Origin of the sequence: Aquisalinus flavus, assembly GCF_014640095.1 — a bacterium.
In the GTDB taxonomy this organism is placed as follows: domain Bacteria; phylum Pseudomonadota; class Alphaproteobacteria; order Caulobacterales; family Parvularculaceae; genus Aquisalinus; species Aquisalinus flavus.
In genome coordinates this window covers 1374437-1389472 of record NZ_BMGH01000001.1, presented here as the reverse complement: position 1 = coordinate 1389472, position 15036 = coordinate 1374437, and the positions used below count along the sequence as shown (strand labels likewise).

Below are 15036 nucleotides of genomic sequence, written 5' to 3'. Positions count from 1 at the left end.
ATGCTGGCGCGGGGCGAGGGGGCGACAGCCAGGAAGGGCTTCGAGCCATTCTCCTTCGGCGGCGTGCTGATCCTTGCCACGCTTTACGGCATCGTCAATTCGCTGATCCGGCTGATTGCCGGGTTCCAGCTGGCGATGGATGATCCGAAGGAAAATATCTTCACCCAGGAACTGCGCTGGGGTTATCTGCCCGACAACCCGCCGCTGTTCGAATGGTCGCTGACACTGGTGCAGCAACTGACGGGGCCGGGGCTTGTCTCCTTCCTGATCGTCAAATACGGGCTCCTGGTGTTCTCGGCGGGCTTTCTGTTCCTGGCCGGGCGGCGGCTGTTCGGCAGCGATGGCGCGGGCCAGCGCTGGGCCGCGATTACCGTCTTCTCCGCGCTACTGCTCTACCAGATCGGCTGGAACTATCATCAGGCCTTCACCCACTCGCTGATGACCATCGCCGCGACCTGCTTTTCCTTCTGGGCGCTGATCCGCCTGTTACAGGAAAAGCGGTGGGCGGATTACCTGATCTTCGGCGCCTCGGTCGGCTTCGGCCTGATGGCGAAGTATAATTTCGCCGGTTTCCTCGTCGCGGTCGGCATTCCCCTAGTGCTCGATCGCGACATGCGCAGGACCATGCTGCACTGGCGTATCGGCACCTCCGTGCTCCTCGCCGGGCTGATCCTGCTGCCGCATATCCTGTGGCTCAACGCCCATCGCGAGCTGCTGGAATGGTATGCGGGCGTGAAGCTCGGCCTCGATGGCGGCCATTGGGAACGGGTCGGCGAAGGGCTTGGCGATGCGCTGGTCGCGATCCTGTCCTTCTATGTGCCGTTTTTGATCATTGTCGCCGTCATCGCCCGCAAGGCCTTCACAAGAGCGGCGATCGTCAGCGATCCGTTGCTGCAGCTGAGCCGCCGCTCGATCATCGTCAGTATCGTAGTCATTCTCGCGGGCGTCCTGTTCCTCGGCGTGTCCAACGTGACCGAGCGCTATGTTGTGCCGTTCTTCCTCCCGGGCTTCTTCTGGCTGATGGCGCGGGTGCGGGTGGCCGTGGCCGAAAAGGGCGATGGCACATGGGTGAAGACGCTGATCGGTGCGGTCGCCGTGATGGCGGTACTGCGCGTCGTCAATGTCGGCTGGGCCGGCGCGCCGGTGTGTGACGAATGCTGGCGCTGGATCCCCTATGACGCGCTGGAGACGGCGATCGAGGAAGAGGGCTTCGACAAGGGCGGTATCTATATTGCCTATGAGGAGAACACCGCCGGCAATCTGCGCCGCCTGCTGCCCGATGCCGATGTGCGCGCCATGAACCTGCTTTTTTACAATACGATCGACACGCGCGGCGGGCGCGCCTGCTATTTCGTCTGGTCGGAAGAACTGCTCGGCCAGCCGGTGCAGGACCAGTTCAGGGCGGTTTCAGAGACCCCCGGAACGCGCATCGTCGACGCGCCGTGGAACCACCCGATTCGCGCAAATGGCTGGCGCAGCACGCAATGGGGCATATCTCCCGTGCCGGAAACTGACCCGTTCTACAATAATTTCTGTACGGACAAACCCTGGCCGTAAGAGCGTTTCAATTATTAACGCCGTCTAAAAACTCCGTAAACAAACGATAAATTTGCCGTTTACGTGATCTTCATCCTGATCCTGACATAGTCGGCGTGGTTAACGGGTCTTAGGCCTGTTCATCGCACTGTCTGGAAGAAGGAAAGGGGCTCAGAATGTCCATCAGTATTACACCGAATATCCTGCAAGGGGCCGAAAAACTGCTCAGCGCCGACGACATGTACCGTCTGGGCCTGGAAGCATCGACGCCGGGCGCGGCGGATTACGACATCGTCAAGGCGCATAAATGGTTCAACCTGTCCGCGATGAAGGGCAATGCCGATGCGCGCCTCTATCGCAAGGAATTGCTGCTGGAGATGACGTCCGACCAGGTTGCCGATGCCCAGCGCATGGCGCGCGAATGGCTGTCAAACCGCCAGGGCGCGATGTCTCTCTAGGGCCGCCAATCACCGAAAGGCAGATTAGAGCGAGACCGCGGGGCAAATGGCCGGTTTTGGGGCAGGCGTGCGCCACTTAATGCTATGAAAATATAAAACGCTGGCACTTTATCTTCCCGGGTGAACAGGCTATAAATCTGTTTTTCCATACGAACCGGAAGGTGAGGCCAGTGAAACTGATCACAGCAATTATCAAACCGCAGAAACTGGATGAAGTGCGCGACGCGCTCGGCAAGGTCGGCGTTCAGGGCATGACTGTCAGCGACGTCAAGGGCTATGGCCGCCAGAAGGGGCATGCCGAGGTTTATCGCGGCACGGAATACCAGGTGAATTTCCTTCCCAAGCTGAAGTTGGAGATCGCGGTTGCTGCCGGCATTGCCGACCAGGTGGTCGAGGCGGTGGTCAAGGCAGCCGGCTCGGGCTCCATCGGTGACGGCAAGGTTTTTGTCGTCGACCTTGAAAAAGCCGTCCGCATCCGGACCGGCGAAGTCGACGAATCAGCTCTCTAGAAGCACCCTTCCAGACAGGGTTTATGCAGCGCCGTCCGGTTCAACCGGCGGCGCCGTTTTTTTATCGCGTCATGCCCGCCGCCGCGTAGATCGCGTTGATCAGCGCCATATTGGCGACGGCGTCGGAGGGCGGCAGGACCGGTTCGGCCTCGCCCTTCACCAGATTGATGAAATGATCGAGCTGGTGGTCATAGGTCGTCTCGCCCTGCACGGTCTCGATATCGTCCTGCCCGTGCACGCGCAGGGTGATCTTGTGGCCCTTATGGGGGTGGACGAAATTGGCGTAGTGGAGGATGCCGTTCTCGCCGGTCAGCTTCACGCTCGCCTCGAAGCCGATATCCTCGCGCATGGAGGAATGGATGTGCGCCGATATGCCGCCCGGAAAGGTGAGATAGGCCTCCATGCCCATATCCGCGCCCTTGCCATTGTCCTGCGCCACGGCCCGCTCGACATGCGGCTCGCTCCCGGCGATGGAGCGCAGCGCGTGAATGCAATAGCAGCCGAGATCCATCAGCGAGCCGCCGCCGAGGTCTGGCTCATGACGCAGCTCGCCGTCGCGGTCGGGAATGGTCACGGTGAAGACGCTTTCCATTTCGCGCAGCGTGCCGAGACGGCCCTCGCGTACGATCTCCAGCACGCGGGCAAAAGCGGGATGGAAGCGATAGTGAAAGGCTTCGAGCAGCACTGTTCCGCTTTGTGCCGCAGCATCGGCCATTTCCTGCGCCTCGGCGGCGTTCATGGCGAAGGGTTTCTCGCACAGAACATGCTTGCCGGCCTTCAGCGCACGGATGGTCAGATCCTTGTGCCGGTGCGGCGGCAGGGCATTGTAGACGATGTCGATATCGCCGGCGTCCACGAGCGCCTCATAGCTCGTCTCGCAGCGCTCTATGGCGTGTTCGAGGGCATAGGCCTTGCCGCGCTCCACATCGCGGCAGCTGGCAGCGACGATGGTGCAGTCGTCACGCTTGGCGACTTGCGGGATCAGGGCCTTCGGGGCGATCCTCGAGGCGCCCAGCAGTCCGATTCTCAGCATGTATTCCTCCTTGCGGTTCGCGCTCAGCCCTCAAGGCTCTCGCGCATCATTTCCAGCTCGAGCCAGCGCTCTTCCTTCTCGGCGAGACTCGCCTGTGCTGCCTCAAGCGCGGCGGTCGCTTTCTTGAATTTGTCCGGGTCCTTCATGAACAGGTTGGCATCGGCGAGGACTTTTTCATATGCCGCGATTTCCTGTTGCAGCTTTTCCAGCTCCGTTGGAAGCGTATCGAGCGCGTATTGATCCTTGTAGGACAGTTTGGCCTTCTTGTGTGGCTGGGGTGCGGCTGAAGCCATGTCGGGCTTCGGTTTGTCCGCAGTCTTGTCCGTGGCGGGTGCCTCGCGCACCGGCATTTCGCGTTTCTGGCGCATCATGTCGGTATAGCCGCCGGGCCAGACGCGCCATGTGCCATCGCCTTCCGGCGCGATGGTCGCTGTGACCGTGCGGTCGAGGAAATCGCGGTCGTGGGAGACGAGCAGCACGGTGCCGTCATACGCCGCGATCATCTCCTGCAACAGGTCGAGGGTCTCCAGATCGAGATCGTTGGTCGGCTCGTCGAGCACCATCAAATTGGAGGGCTGGGCGAGGGCGATGGCCAGCGCCAGCCGCCCGCGCTCGCCGCCGGACAGAGCCGAAACCTGCGAGCGGGCCTGTTCCGGCTGGAACAGGAAGTCCTTGAGATAGCTCATGACGTGGCGCTGCTGGCCGCCGACGGAAACCATGTCGCCGCGCCCGCCGGTCAGCGCATCCATCAGCCGCGTTTCCGGCTTCAGGCTGTCGCGCTTCTGGTCCAGGGTGATGATTTCCAGATTGGTGCCGATACGGATCGAGCCGCTGTCGGGCTCGAGCGCGCCGATCAGCATCTTCAACAGCGTCGTCTTGCCCGCGCCATTGGGCCCGGCAAAGCCGATGCGGTCGCCGCGCTGGATGCGAATGGAGAAATCCTTCACGATTTCGCGTTCGCCATAGGACTTGGCGAGATGCTCGGCCTCGATCACCAGCTTGCCGGACTGGCCGCTCTCGCTGGCAGCGAGTTTGACCCCGCCCTGGACCTTCACCGTCTCGCGGCGCTGGGCGCGCAGATCGCCAAGCTCCTTCATGCGGCGGACATTGCGCTTGCGCCGCGCGGTGACGCCATAGGTGACCCAGTGTTCCTCGCGCACGATCTTGCGGTCGAGCTTGTGCTGTTCCATCTCCTCCTGCTCGAGCACCGTGTCGCGCCATTCCTCGAACGCGCCGAAGCCCTGGTTCAGGTCGCGCGTCTTGCCGCGGTCGAGCCAGATCGTCCGTGACGTGATGTTCTCGAGGAACCGCCGGTCGTGGCTGATCAGCACGACCGCAGAGCGGGTCGATTTCAGTTCGCGCTCCAGCCAGTCGATGACCGGCAGGTCGAGATGGTTGGTCGGCTCGTCCATCAGCAGGATGTCAGGCTCGGGCGCCATGACACGGGCAAGCGCGGCGCGGCGCGCCTCGCCGCCGGACAGCTTTGCCGGGTGTTCCGCGCCGGTCAGGCCAAGCTCGGTCAGCATGTAGTCGATGCGATATTCCTCATCGCCCAGCGTCAGCCCGGCGGCGACATAGTCGCGGATCGTCGCATGGCCGGAAAAATCCGGCTCCTGCTCCAGATAGCGCACGGTCACGTCCGGCTTGATCATGCGCTCGCCGCTGTCGGCCTCGACGAGGCCCGCCGCGATCTTCAGCAGCGTCGATTTGCCCGAGCCGTTACGGCCGACGAGGCAGAGCCGGTCGCGGTCCTGGACGAACAACTCCGCCCCGGTCAGCAACGGTGTGCCGCCGAAGGTCAATGCGATATCGCGGAGGGTGAGCAGGGGAGGCGTCATGGTGCTGCCTGAAAATAACTGAGTAGCGTCAAGTCCGCGCCTTCTAGCGTGCGCGGTATGGCCCCGTCAAAGCCTTAGAAATGCCCAGTTCGTGGTGTCTTATGGGCATCGAGGCGGCGCGTGGGTTGTAATGCCGCAAGGAGATTTCGCCATGTTCAACGAGCATCACGACAAGATCGGGTCAGACGATTATCCGAAAGAACCCTCGCTCGACCTCGTCGGGCTGGTGTTCATCGGTGTCCTGGTCGCGATCCCGCTGGGGCTGTACCTGATCGCTGCCTTCTAGCTGATGCCGAGCTGGTGGGCGGCCTCGGGCAGGTCCTCGCCAAAGGCACGCTGGTAGAATTCCGCGACCGTCGGCCGCTCCAGCTCGTCGCATTTGTTCAGGAACGTCACCCGGAACGCATAGCCGATATTCTGGAAGATTTCCGCATTCTGCGCCCAGGTGATGACCGTGCGCGGGCTCATCACGGTCGAGATATCGCCATTGATGAAGCCGTTGCGGGTCATGTCCGCCACCCGCACCATGGCGGAGATTTTCTCCTTGCCTTCCCTGGTGTCATAGGTCGGCAGCTTGGCCAGCACGATCGCCGCTTCCTCGTCATGCTCAAGGTAATTCAGCGTTGTCACGATCGACCACCGGTCCATCTGGCCCTGATTGATCTGCTGGGTGCCATGATACAGCCCGGTCGTATCGCCGAGACCGATCGTGTTGGTCGTTGCGAACAGGCGGAAATAGGGGTTCGGTGACAGGACGCGGTTCTGGTCGAGCAGGGTCAGGCGGCCTTCGGCCTCGAGTACGCGCTGGATCACGAACATCACATCCGGGCGACCGGCGTCATACTCATCAAAGACGAGCGCGACAGGGCGCTGGAAGGCCCAGGGCAAGAGCCCCTCGCGGAAGGCGGTGATCTGCTTGCCGTCCTCGACCACGATGGCGTCCTTGCCGATCAGGTCGATCCGGCTGACATGGCTGTCGAGGTTGATCCGGATACACGGCCAGTTGAGGCGCGCGGCGACCTGTTCGATATGGGTAGACTTGCCGGTACCGTGATAGCCCTGGACCATGACGCGGCGGTTATGGGCAAAGCCGGCGAGGATCGACAGGGTCGTCTCCGGGTCGAAGCGATAGGTCTCGTCGCGCGGCGGCACATATTCATTGCCCTTGGAAAAGGCCGGCACATCCATGTCCAGCGGCACGCCGAACATCTGCCTGGCGGAGACGGTGATATCGGGTGCTTCGGCAAAGCTGGCATTGGTATCGATCGACGTCATAGGGCTCTCTTCAACAATAATGCAGCGCAACATCACGCAAACCGGGCCCAGGTGCAAGGTGCCCGTTCAGCGCAGTCGGTGTTGACAGGGTAGTTAGACGAAATTCGCCTTTTTCAAGATCTGGTGCGCCTTGATCACTTCCTGTAACTGCTCCTCGGCGCCGCGGTCGCCCGCATTGGAGTCCGGGTGGAAGCGCTTGACGAGCCCGGCATAGCGTTTGCGGATATCGGCGGCGGAGGCGTTCGGCTGCAGGTTGAGGGTCTTGAACGCGTTGATCTGCAGCTTGGTCAGGCGGCGGCCCTCGCGCATCACCGCTTCGCGGTCGATCTTCGCATCAGGGCTCTGGGCGAAGACACCCAGGGAGTCGTTGATCACGGCCTCGTCGCCGACAGAGGCGCGTGCGGCTGCGGCAGCGCGGGAGTTCCTTGCCATTTCCCAGGTCGGGCGGTCGCCATAGCGGGCCGACTCACGGATCTTCTGGGCCTCGCTCTCGCTCTTGCCCTCGAAGAAATTCCAGTTCTTGTTGTGCTCGCGGGCATGGACCGGGCAAAACCAGTAGAATTCGGTGAGCTGGTCGGGCGATTTCGGTGCCCTCACTTCAGCCGGGTTTTCGCATTCCGGATGATCGCAGGTACGCACGTCCTGCTTGGCCCATGACTTGCGCGCGGTACGCCCGCCCTTGGTCGGCTTGGCGCGGATATCGAAGCCCATACGCGGCTTGTATTCGTAACTCTTTGGCATGGCGGGATTATGGGCGTTTTGCCGGCGATAAAACAGTCTTGACTTGCAGGCCGGTAAGTGGCTTCCTCAGCGGTTTTCCTTTACCGGAAGGGTGGTGACATGAGCGTTGCAGACACGATCAGAAACAAGCTGGAAGCGGCGCTTTCGCCCGCTGAACTGGAGATCGAGGACCAGTCCTACCTGCACAAGGGGCACGCTGGTGCGCCTGACGCGGGCGAGAGCCATTTCCGGGTGCGAATCGTCTCCGCCGCCTTCGAGGGCAAGACGCGCCTGCAGCGTCACAAGATGGTGAACGAGATCCTCGCCGAAGAACTAGCCGGCCCGGTCCATGCCCTGACGATGATGACGGAAGTGCCGAGTTAGGCGGGGGTTTCTTTCGCCGCGTCCGGCTTTTGATCGGTAATCGTCTCTGCGTTGCGGGCGCGCAGGTCTGCCCTTTCCATCGTGATCCAGAACGGGATCATGGCGAGTGCCAGCAGGATCGCGGCGGCGAGGAACGGTGCGCCGGCGAACTGCACCGGCGCGCCGGTCCCGGTAAAATATTCGAACAACAGGGTCATGGTCAGCGGCGAGGTCATCATGGTGATCGACATCACCGAGGCTATGGCGCCCTGCAATTCGCCCTGGGCGTTGGACGGCGTTGCCCGGCTCATCAGGCCCTGCATCGCCGGCATCATGAAGCCGCCAAGCGCGCCGATGACGAGCCAGAGATAGACCCAGACGCCCGTCGGTGCGAGCAGGGAATAGCCGACGAAAGACGCGATCATCGAGGCCGCGCCGATCAGCACCGCCCGGCGCTCGCCGATCACCGGGATCAGCTTGCGCGTCAGCCCGCCCTGCACCAGGGCCGCGAGCACACCAACAAACATCAGTGACGTGCCGACCTCGAACGGTGACCAGCCATATTTCCATTCGGTGAAATAGGCCCAGATCGCAGGCAGCGAGTTGTGGGCGAACTGCATCACGAAATAGGTGACCAGCACGCCGATCACGACCGGGTATTTGGCCACCTGGATCAGGCTGCCGAACGGGTTTGCCCGGCCCCAGGAGAAGGGACGGCGGTTCTCTTCGGCGAGCGTCTCCGGCAAGACGAAAAAGCCGTATACGAAGTTGACGAAGATGATCGCGCTCGCTGCAAAGAAGGGCAGGCGCGTGCCCATTTCGCCGAGCCAGCCGCCGATGCCGGGCCCGATGATGAAGCCGAGGCCGAAGGCGGCGCCGAGCAGGCCGAAATTGGCGGCGCGTTTTTCCGGCGGCGAGATGTCGGCGATATAGGCATTGGCCGTGGCGAAGGTCGCCGCGAACGCCCCGGACAGGGCCCGTCCGAGGAATAGCCACCAATAGGTCGGGGCGAGCGCCATCAACAGGAAATCGATCGAATAGCCCAGCAGGGAGAACAGGATCACCGGGCGGCGGCCGAACCTGTCCGACAGGCCGCCGAGGATGGGCGACATGAAGAATTGCATCACCGCATAAACGAACAGGAGCGCCCCGCCATAGGGTGCGGCCTCTGATACCGACTTGCCGGTCAGCTCGGTCAGCAGGGTCGGCATGACCGGGATGATGATGCCCAGGCCAATAATATCGAGCAGCACCGTCACAAACAGGAAGGCGAGTGCATACTTGCCCGGTTTGCGGGAAAAGGGGGCCATGAAAAAGGGTGTGTCCTATTGCTCCAGCGGCGTGACCTTGAGCGCCGTGATCTGGTTGCGGCGGCGCTTGAGCACTTCGAAGCGAAACCCGTGAAAGGAAAAGATCTGGCCGACATCAGGGATGCACTGGCCTTCATGGATAACGAGGCCGGCAATGGTTACCGCTTCCTCGTCGGGCAGGCGCCAGTCCATGGCGCGGTTGAGGTCGCGGATCGTGACCGATCCGTCGACATTGATCGAGCCATCGGACTGCGGGCGCACGCCCTGCAGCGGTTCGTCATATTCGTCCTCGATCTCGCCGACGATCTCCTCGAGGATGTCCTCCAGCGTGACCAGGCCCATCAGCGCGCCATATTCATCGACGATCAGCGCAAAGTGCTGCTGGGTCAGCTTGAAGGCGTCGAGCTGTTCCTGCAGCGTCGTCGTCTCCGGCACGAAGTAAGGCTCCATCGCCAGGCTCGCAATATCGATCCGGGACGTGTCCATCTTCGCGCTCCACAGGGCGCGCAGCAGGTCCTTGGCGTGCAGCACGCCGACGATATTGTCCGAATCGTCCTTCCATAGCGGAATGCGGGTATGGTTGGAATTCATCATGGCACTGATGATCTCGTCGACCGGCAGGCTGATATCCAGCATCTCGATCTGCTTGCGGTGGAGCATGATCTCTTCGACGCGGATGTCGTCAAGCTCCAGCGCCCCGCGGATGATATCGCGGGCTTCCTTGTCGATCTGGCCTTCCTCATGGTGCAGGTCGAGGGCGCCCTTGATCTCGTCGCTGACGGACAGAACGTCCGCCTGCCGCGATACATCCAGTCCGAATGTGCGCAGGGAGGAGCGCACGATCCACTGCACGACGGCGGTGACCGGGGCGAACAGGGTGACGACGATCCGCATCGGCCGGGCGACGAGCATGGCGATGGCCTCAGGCCGCGCGATCGCCGCTGTCTTGGGAGTTACCTCAGCGAACACCAGCACGAGAACCGTCATGACGATGGTGGCATAGACCTCGCCCGGACCGTCTGGGAACAGCGAAATGAACATGCTGGTCGCCAGCGCCGAGGCGAGGATATTGACGAGATTGTTACCGAGCAGGATTGCGCCGATCAGCCTTTCGCGGTCGCTGATCAGCTTGTTGACCGCGCCGGCGGCGCTCGATCCCTGATCTTCCATGGAACGCATGCGGGCGCGTGATGTCGCCGTCAGGGCCGTCTCCGAGCCGGAGAAAAAGGCCGACAGCAGCAGAAGGCCGAAAATGATGAGCGAGGTGGGTAGAATCTGTTCCATCAGAAATAGCGCTCCAGAAAGCGTGTAACCTTGTCGGGCTCGACATCCCTGGCGATGAAGGCCTCGCCGAGGCGGCGGGCGAGGATCAGCGTCAATTTGCCGTCTTCGACCTTCTTGTCCTGATACATGAGCTTGAGCAGCCCTTCAGCGCCAGCCTCTCGCACACCGGCGAGCGTGGTGATATCGGGCAGCATGCCGCAGGCCGCCAGATGCGCTTCCAGCCGCGCCGCGTCCTGGCCCGGGCACAGGCCTTCTTCGGCTGAATAGCGCAGGGCCATGGCCATGCCGATGGCGACGCCTTCCCCATGGAGCAGGGTCGAGGAATAGCCCGTAGCCGCCTCCAGCGCATGGCCGAAAGTGTGGCCGAGATTCAGCAGGGCGCGCACGCCGCCCTCGGTCTCGTCTTCCTCGACGATCCGCGCCTTGGCGCTGACCGACCGCGTGACGGCTTCGCGGCGCAGGTCGTCATCGCCGGCAAGAAGCGCCGTGCCGTTTTCCTCCAGCCATTCGAAGAAGGCGAAATCGCCAAGGGCGCCATATTTGACGATCTCGGCATAGCCGGCCTTCAGCTCCCGTTCGGGCAGGGTGTGCAGCACATCCGTATCGGCGAGCACCAGCACCGGCTGGTGAAAGGCGCCGACCAGGTTCTTGCCGGCCTTCGCATTGATCGCGGTCTTTCCGCCTACGGAGCTGTCGACCTGCGCCAGCAGGCTGGTCGGGATCTGGATGAAGCGGCAGCCGCGCCGCAGGATCGCGGCGGCAAAGCCGGTGATGTCGCCGATGACGCCGCCACCAAGGGCAATGATCGCGTCCTTGCGTTCCACGCCAAGGGCGAGCAGCTGCTCGGTCAGGCTTTCCAGCATCTCGAATCGCTTCGTCGCTTCGCCGGCGGGCAGGGTGATCAAGTCCGTCGCGATACCGGCTCTGGCAAGGGCGGCGGTCAGCGCCTCGCCATGCAGGGCGGCGACATGCTCGTCCGTGACGATCACCGTCCTGCGGCGCGGCAGCAGCGGCGCGATATGCTCGCCCGCATTGCCGATCAGCCCCGCGCCGATACGGATATCATAGGCGCGCCCGCCAAGGCCCACGCGCACTGTTTCTGGCCCTGCTTCTGCCCCGGTTTCTGGCTGTGTCATAACATCAATCCTGTTGGCCCAGTTTTGCCAGTTCGTCCAGTATTCTGTCAGCCGTCAGCTTGTGCGGTCCATCCTTGCTGACGATGGCGATATCGGCCTGAGCATAAAATTGTTCACGCTGCTTCAGAAGCCGGGACAGCGTCTCGCGCGGATCGCCCTGGCGCAGGAGCGGGCGGGTGTCACGCTTGCCGGTGCGCCTGAGGATCACGTCGATCTCCGCCTGCAGCCAGACAGAGATCGCCGTCTCCTTGACGAGCGTGCGCGTCTTCTCGTCGGCAAAGGCACCGCCGCCGGTGGCGAGCACATGGCGCGGGCCTTTCAGCAGCCGCCGGATCACGCGGCGCTCGCCCTGGCGGAAGGACGCTTCGCCGAGCTCCGAGAAGATGTCGCTGACCGACATGTTGGCTGCCTTCTCGATCTCGTGGTCGGCGTCGAAAAACGGGATGTCGAGCATGTCGGCGAGCTTGCGCCCGACAGTGGTCTTGCCCACGCCCATCATGCCCACGAGGACGATGGTTTTTTGAGGAATCTCGCCATATTTCGGTGCGCTAGCGGCAGAATCTGACATAACCGGCATGGCTTTATCCGAAACCGGCGCCCGTTGCCAGCCGTGATCGGGGCGCAGGCTCAAGTTTGCAGGATCATTGCGCCTTTTTCCTGTCACCTTGGCCTGTCACTCTCCTATCGATTGGGGCTAAAGTGACTTTCCGAGGCAAAGGGCTGTCAGGACGGTAATGGCGATCAGGAGATGAGACTTTGCGTTTCTTCATGTTTTTGTTTGTGCTGTTCATCATGACCTTGATAGTTCTGTATGTCATGGGCGCCAGCCGCACGCCCAACACGAGAATGATTGAGCAGGAGATTGATCTCAATGCCCCGCAACCCGATCCATAAGGCGCTTCCGGCCCTTGTTCTGTCCGCTTTCGCCAGCGCCGCCGTCGCCCAGCCTGTCCAGGATATCGGACCGGTCGAGGTCGAGACGGCTGAATTCGGCCAGAACACGTTCGATATCGGGTCATTGACACCGTCGACCGGGGCTCTCCAGTCGACCCTGTGGCGCGGTACGCAGGCAGAGGACATCGCCTTCCTGCTGCAGGCCGTTCCGACGGTCTATTCCAATCCCGCCGAACTCGACCTGCTGCGTCGCGTCCTGCTCTCCGCCGGGCCGGGGCCCGACGGGGCCGATACCGACCTGACGGTGATCAAGCTGCGCACGCTCGCCGATGCCGGCTTCTACGAGGAAGCCGCATCGCTGGCAGAGCTTTCCGGCGGCCTGTCGCGCCAGCCGAAACTGGCCCAGGCCGTCGCCTATGCCGACATGCTGAACGGCGATCTTGCCACCGCCTGCCGCCGCGGCGCCAATCTGCAGGCCGGGCGCAGCGAGCCTTTCTGGCTGAAACTGCGCCTGTTGTGCTATCTTGAGAATGGCGAGACGGCTGCCGCCGACCTGTCGCTCGGGCTGCTGCGCGAGCAGGACGCCCTCGAGGGCGGCGAGGGGCAGCTGTTCACGGCGCTGATCAATGGCGCGACACCGCAGAGCTTCCCTGCACCCGAGACAGGCTTCGATTATGTTGCTGCCCGTCAACTGGGGGCGTCCTTCACCGCCGGCCAGCTCGAGGGCGCGAGCGGCATCATCCTGCGTGCGATCGCGAACGACCCCCAGGCAAGCCTGGAGGCGCGGACCTATGCCATCCGTGAAGGTCTCTATATGGGCGTGTTGCGCCCGTCCGATGCCCGCAGCCTCGTCCAGACGCTGCAATTGTCGCCGGAGCAGATCGCCACGGCCCGCGAGGCGCTGGAGACCCTGCCGGACGATCCGCTGACGCCATTGCTCGTCTGGCGGGCCGCCGCGGAAATGACTGCGCCGGAATTTACCATCGACCGCTCGGCGCTGATCGGCGATGCGCTGCAGGCCGCGCAAACGCCCGAGGAATTCACCGTCCTCGCCAAGCTGTTCGCGCCGATGGCCGACCAGGTCGAAGTGGTGGTCAATTATACCCCCTATGCCATGGACTATGCGCTTGCCGGTATCGTCGCGCGCAATGAAAGCCTGATCCGCAAATGGACCGGCGCACTGACCGCCGACCAGAGCAATCCGGACGGCCTTGACCAGGCGGCCATGCTGCTTTCGCTGCTCAACCTGCGCGACCCGGCTCTCGCGACGTCGCTCGCCGGGCAGAACGGTATTACCATCGAGCCGATCGAGACCAGCTGGTCGACAGACCAGACCATCGCGCGCGAACTGCTTCCGGATCTCGTCCGCGTCAGCCTGAACAATGCCCGGGGCGAGGCGGAAGGGGCGGCTGCCCTGTCATGGCTCATTCTGGCGCATACGGAAGATGGTGACGGCCTGCTCGGATCGATCCGGGAGACGTTGCTCGCCGATGCCGAGGAGATCCTGGTGACGGTGGATATCGAGGGCGAGCTGGCGTTCGAGGCGGCGCTTGGTCAGGTGATCACCGCGATTGCCGCGGCAAGGCCGCTCTATGAAAACGGCCCTGCGATCGTGCCCGAGGAAGCCAATGGTGCCCCGGCTAGCGGACCGCAATCGCGCATCATGCCGCGCGTCAAACCGGATGGCGATGAGTAGTCCCGGCGACGTCAGCGGGGGTGCCGACAGCCTCGCCCTCAAGGAAGCCTTTCTGGAAATGATGCTGGTCGAGCGCGGTGCCAGCGCGCGCACGATCCGCAATTACGGGCGTGACCTTGACCGTGTCGCGGCCTTCCTCAGGCGCCGACGGAAAAACCTTTTCAATGCGCAGACGGACGATATCCGCGCCTATATCGAGGGGCTGAAGGCCTCCGGTATCGCGGCGGCGACACAGGCGCTGTGTGTCTCGGCGCTGCGGCAATTCTATGCCTTCCTCTATGGCGAGAAGCTGCGCGCCGACAATCCGATGGAGACCGTCGACCGGCCGAAAACCGTCCGCCCCCTGCCGAAAGTGTTGAGCGGCGAACAGGTGGACGCCCTGCTGCAGGCCGCAAGCGACGCGGTATCCGGCGCGCAGGATGAGGTGGAGCGGGCAAAGGCCCTGCGTCTCCTCGCCATGCTGGAGATTCTCTATGCGACGGGTTTGCGCGTGTCGGAGCTTGTCGGCCTGCCGAAATCGGCGATCCGCGAGGGGCAGCCATTTCTCTGTGTCATCGGCAAGGGCGACAAGGAACGGCTGGTGCCGTTGTCCGATCCTGCGATGGCCGCAGCACGCCAATGGCTGGAGGCGGGCTGGCGGCATACCGTGCCGGACGCGGGGGGCGCGTTCCAGCGCTGGCTGTTTCCCTCGCGCGGCAAGACGGGGCATCTGACTGCCGCGCGGTTCGCGCAATTGCTCAAGGACCTGGCGGTCGCCGCCGGCGTGCCGCCCGCAGGCGTCTCGCCCCACGTCCTGCGCCACGCCTTTGCCACCCATCTGCTGGAAGGCGGGGCTGACCTGAGGGCGGTGCAGCAGATGCTCGGCCATGCCGACATCACGACGACGCAGATCTACACCCATGTCCAGCAGGCGCGCCTGCGCAAGCTGGTTCTGGAGAAACACCCCCTCGCCAAAAAATAAAGCAGGCTACTGTTCACGGTTAA

General features: G+C 62.8%; 15 protein-coding genes. 7 read left to right on the top strand and 8 right to left on the bottom strand.

Features of this window, described 5'->3' with window-relative positions:
• The 3 genes from IEV88_RS06380 to IEV88_RS06370 all read left to right on the top strand — a co-directional run bounded on the left by IEV88_RS06380 (position 1) and on the right by IEV88_RS06370 (position 2503).
• Positions 1–1557, top strand: a complete 1557-nt coding sequence (locus IEV88_RS06380; protein ID WP_188160403.1) for an ArnT family glycosyltransferase — start codon at positions 1–3, stop codon at positions 1555–1557.
• A gap of 155 nt (positions 1558–1712) precedes the next feature.
• The gene (locus IEV88_RS06375; RefSeq protein WP_188160402.1) at positions 1713–1994 is read left to right on the top strand and encodes a sel1 repeat family protein; all 282 of its coding nucleotides are present in this window, start codon (positions 1713–1715) and stop codon (positions 1992–1994) included.
• A gap of 170 nt (positions 1995–2164) precedes the next feature.
• On the top strand, positions 2165–2503 hold the full coding sequence (locus IEV88_RS06370) for a P-II family nitrogen regulator (RefSeq protein ID WP_188160401.1): 339 nt from the start codon (positions 2165–2167) through the stop codon (positions 2501–2503).
• A 61-nt stretch (positions 2504–2564) separates the two neighbouring features.
• On the opposite strand, the gene IEV88_RS06365 is transcribed toward IEV88_RS06370, so the two are convergent.
• The gene (locus IEV88_RS06365) at positions 2565–3536 is read right to left on the bottom strand and encodes a Gfo/Idh/MocA family protein (RefSeq protein WP_188160400.1); all 972 of its coding nucleotides are present in this window, start codon (positions 3534–3536) and stop codon (positions 2565–2567) included.
• 23 nt (positions 3537–3559) lie between these two features.
• Complete coding sequence (locus IEV88_RS06360) at positions 3560–5374, bottom strand: ATP-binding cassette domain-containing protein (protein ID WP_188160399.1); 1815 nt, start codon at positions 5372–5374, stop codon at positions 3560–3562.
• Between the two features lie 151 nt (positions 5375–5525).
• Between IEV88_RS06360 and IEV88_RS15310 the strand changes: the two genes are divergently transcribed.
• Positions 5526–5660 (top strand): hypothetical protein, encoded by a 135-nt coding sequence (locus IEV88_RS15310; protein WP_268235729.1) that lies wholly within the window; start codon positions 5526–5528, stop codon positions 5658–5660.
• On the opposite strand, the gene cobS is transcribed toward IEV88_RS15310, so the two are convergent.
• On the bottom strand, positions 5657–6649 hold the full coding sequence (gene cobS / locus IEV88_RS06355) for a cobaltochelatase subunit CobS (RefSeq protein ID WP_188160398.1): 993 nt from the start codon (positions 6647–6649) through the stop codon (positions 5657–5659). The two genes, IEV88_RS15310 and cobS, sit on opposite strands and share 4 nt — an antisense overlap.
• A 93-nt stretch (positions 6650–6742) precedes the next feature.
• Positions 6743–7390 (bottom strand): J domain-containing protein, encoded by a 648-nt coding sequence (locus IEV88_RS06350; protein WP_188160397.1) that lies wholly within the window; start codon positions 7388–7390, stop codon positions 6743–6745.
• Positions 7391–7489: 99 nt separating this feature from the next.
• On the opposite strand from IEV88_RS06350, the gene IEV88_RS06345 reads away from it, so the two are divergent.
• Complete coding sequence (locus IEV88_RS06345) at positions 7490–7753, top strand: BolA family protein (RefSeq protein WP_188160396.1); 264 nt, start codon at positions 7490–7492, stop codon at positions 7751–7753.
• On the opposite strand, the gene IEV88_RS06340 is transcribed toward IEV88_RS06345, so the two are convergent.
• Genes IEV88_RS06340 through IEV88_RS06325 form a run of 4 tightly spaced genes read right to left on the bottom strand, consistent with a single transcriptional unit; the run spans position 7750 to position 12030 of the window.
• Positions 7750–9042, bottom strand: a complete 1293-nt coding sequence (locus IEV88_RS06340) for a TCR/Tet family MFS transporter (RefSeq protein ID WP_188160395.1) — start codon at positions 9040–9042, stop codon at positions 7750–7752. The genes IEV88_RS06345 and IEV88_RS06340 overlap by 4 nt on opposite strands.
• A 15-nt stretch (positions 9043–9057) precedes the next feature.
• Positions 9058–10326: an HlyC/CorC family transporter gene (locus tag IEV88_RS06335; protein ID WP_188160394.1), complete on the bottom strand. Its 1269-nt coding sequence runs from the start codon at positions 10324–10326 to the stop codon at positions 9058–9060.
• The gene (gene aroB, locus IEV88_RS06330) at positions 10326–11462 is read right to left on the bottom strand and encodes a 3-dehydroquinate synthase (protein ID WP_188160393.1); all 1137 of its coding nucleotides are present in this window, start codon (positions 11460–11462) and stop codon (positions 10326–10328) included. Before aroB ends, IEV88_RS06335 begins: the two co-directional genes overlap by 1 nt.
• Positions 11463–11466: 4 nt before the next feature.
• A complete protein-coding gene (locus IEV88_RS06325) occupies positions 11467–12030 on the bottom strand; it encodes a shikimate kinase (protein ID WP_206711369.1) in 564 nt (187 codons plus the stop codon).
• 303 nt (positions 12031–12333) lie between these two features.
• On the opposite strand from IEV88_RS06325, the gene IEV88_RS06320 reads away from it, so the two are divergent.
• Positions 12334–14052: a hypothetical protein gene (locus tag IEV88_RS06320; protein WP_188160391.1), complete on the top strand. Its 1719-nt coding sequence runs from the start codon at positions 12334–12336 to the stop codon at positions 14050–14052.
• On the top strand, positions 14039–15013 hold the full coding sequence (locus IEV88_RS06315) for a site-specific tyrosine recombinase XerD (RefSeq protein ID WP_373291133.1): 975 nt from the start codon (positions 14039–14041) through the stop codon (positions 15011–15013). Before IEV88_RS06320 ends, IEV88_RS06315 begins: the two co-directional genes overlap by 14 nt.
• Positions 15014–15036 lie beyond the last annotated feature (23 nt).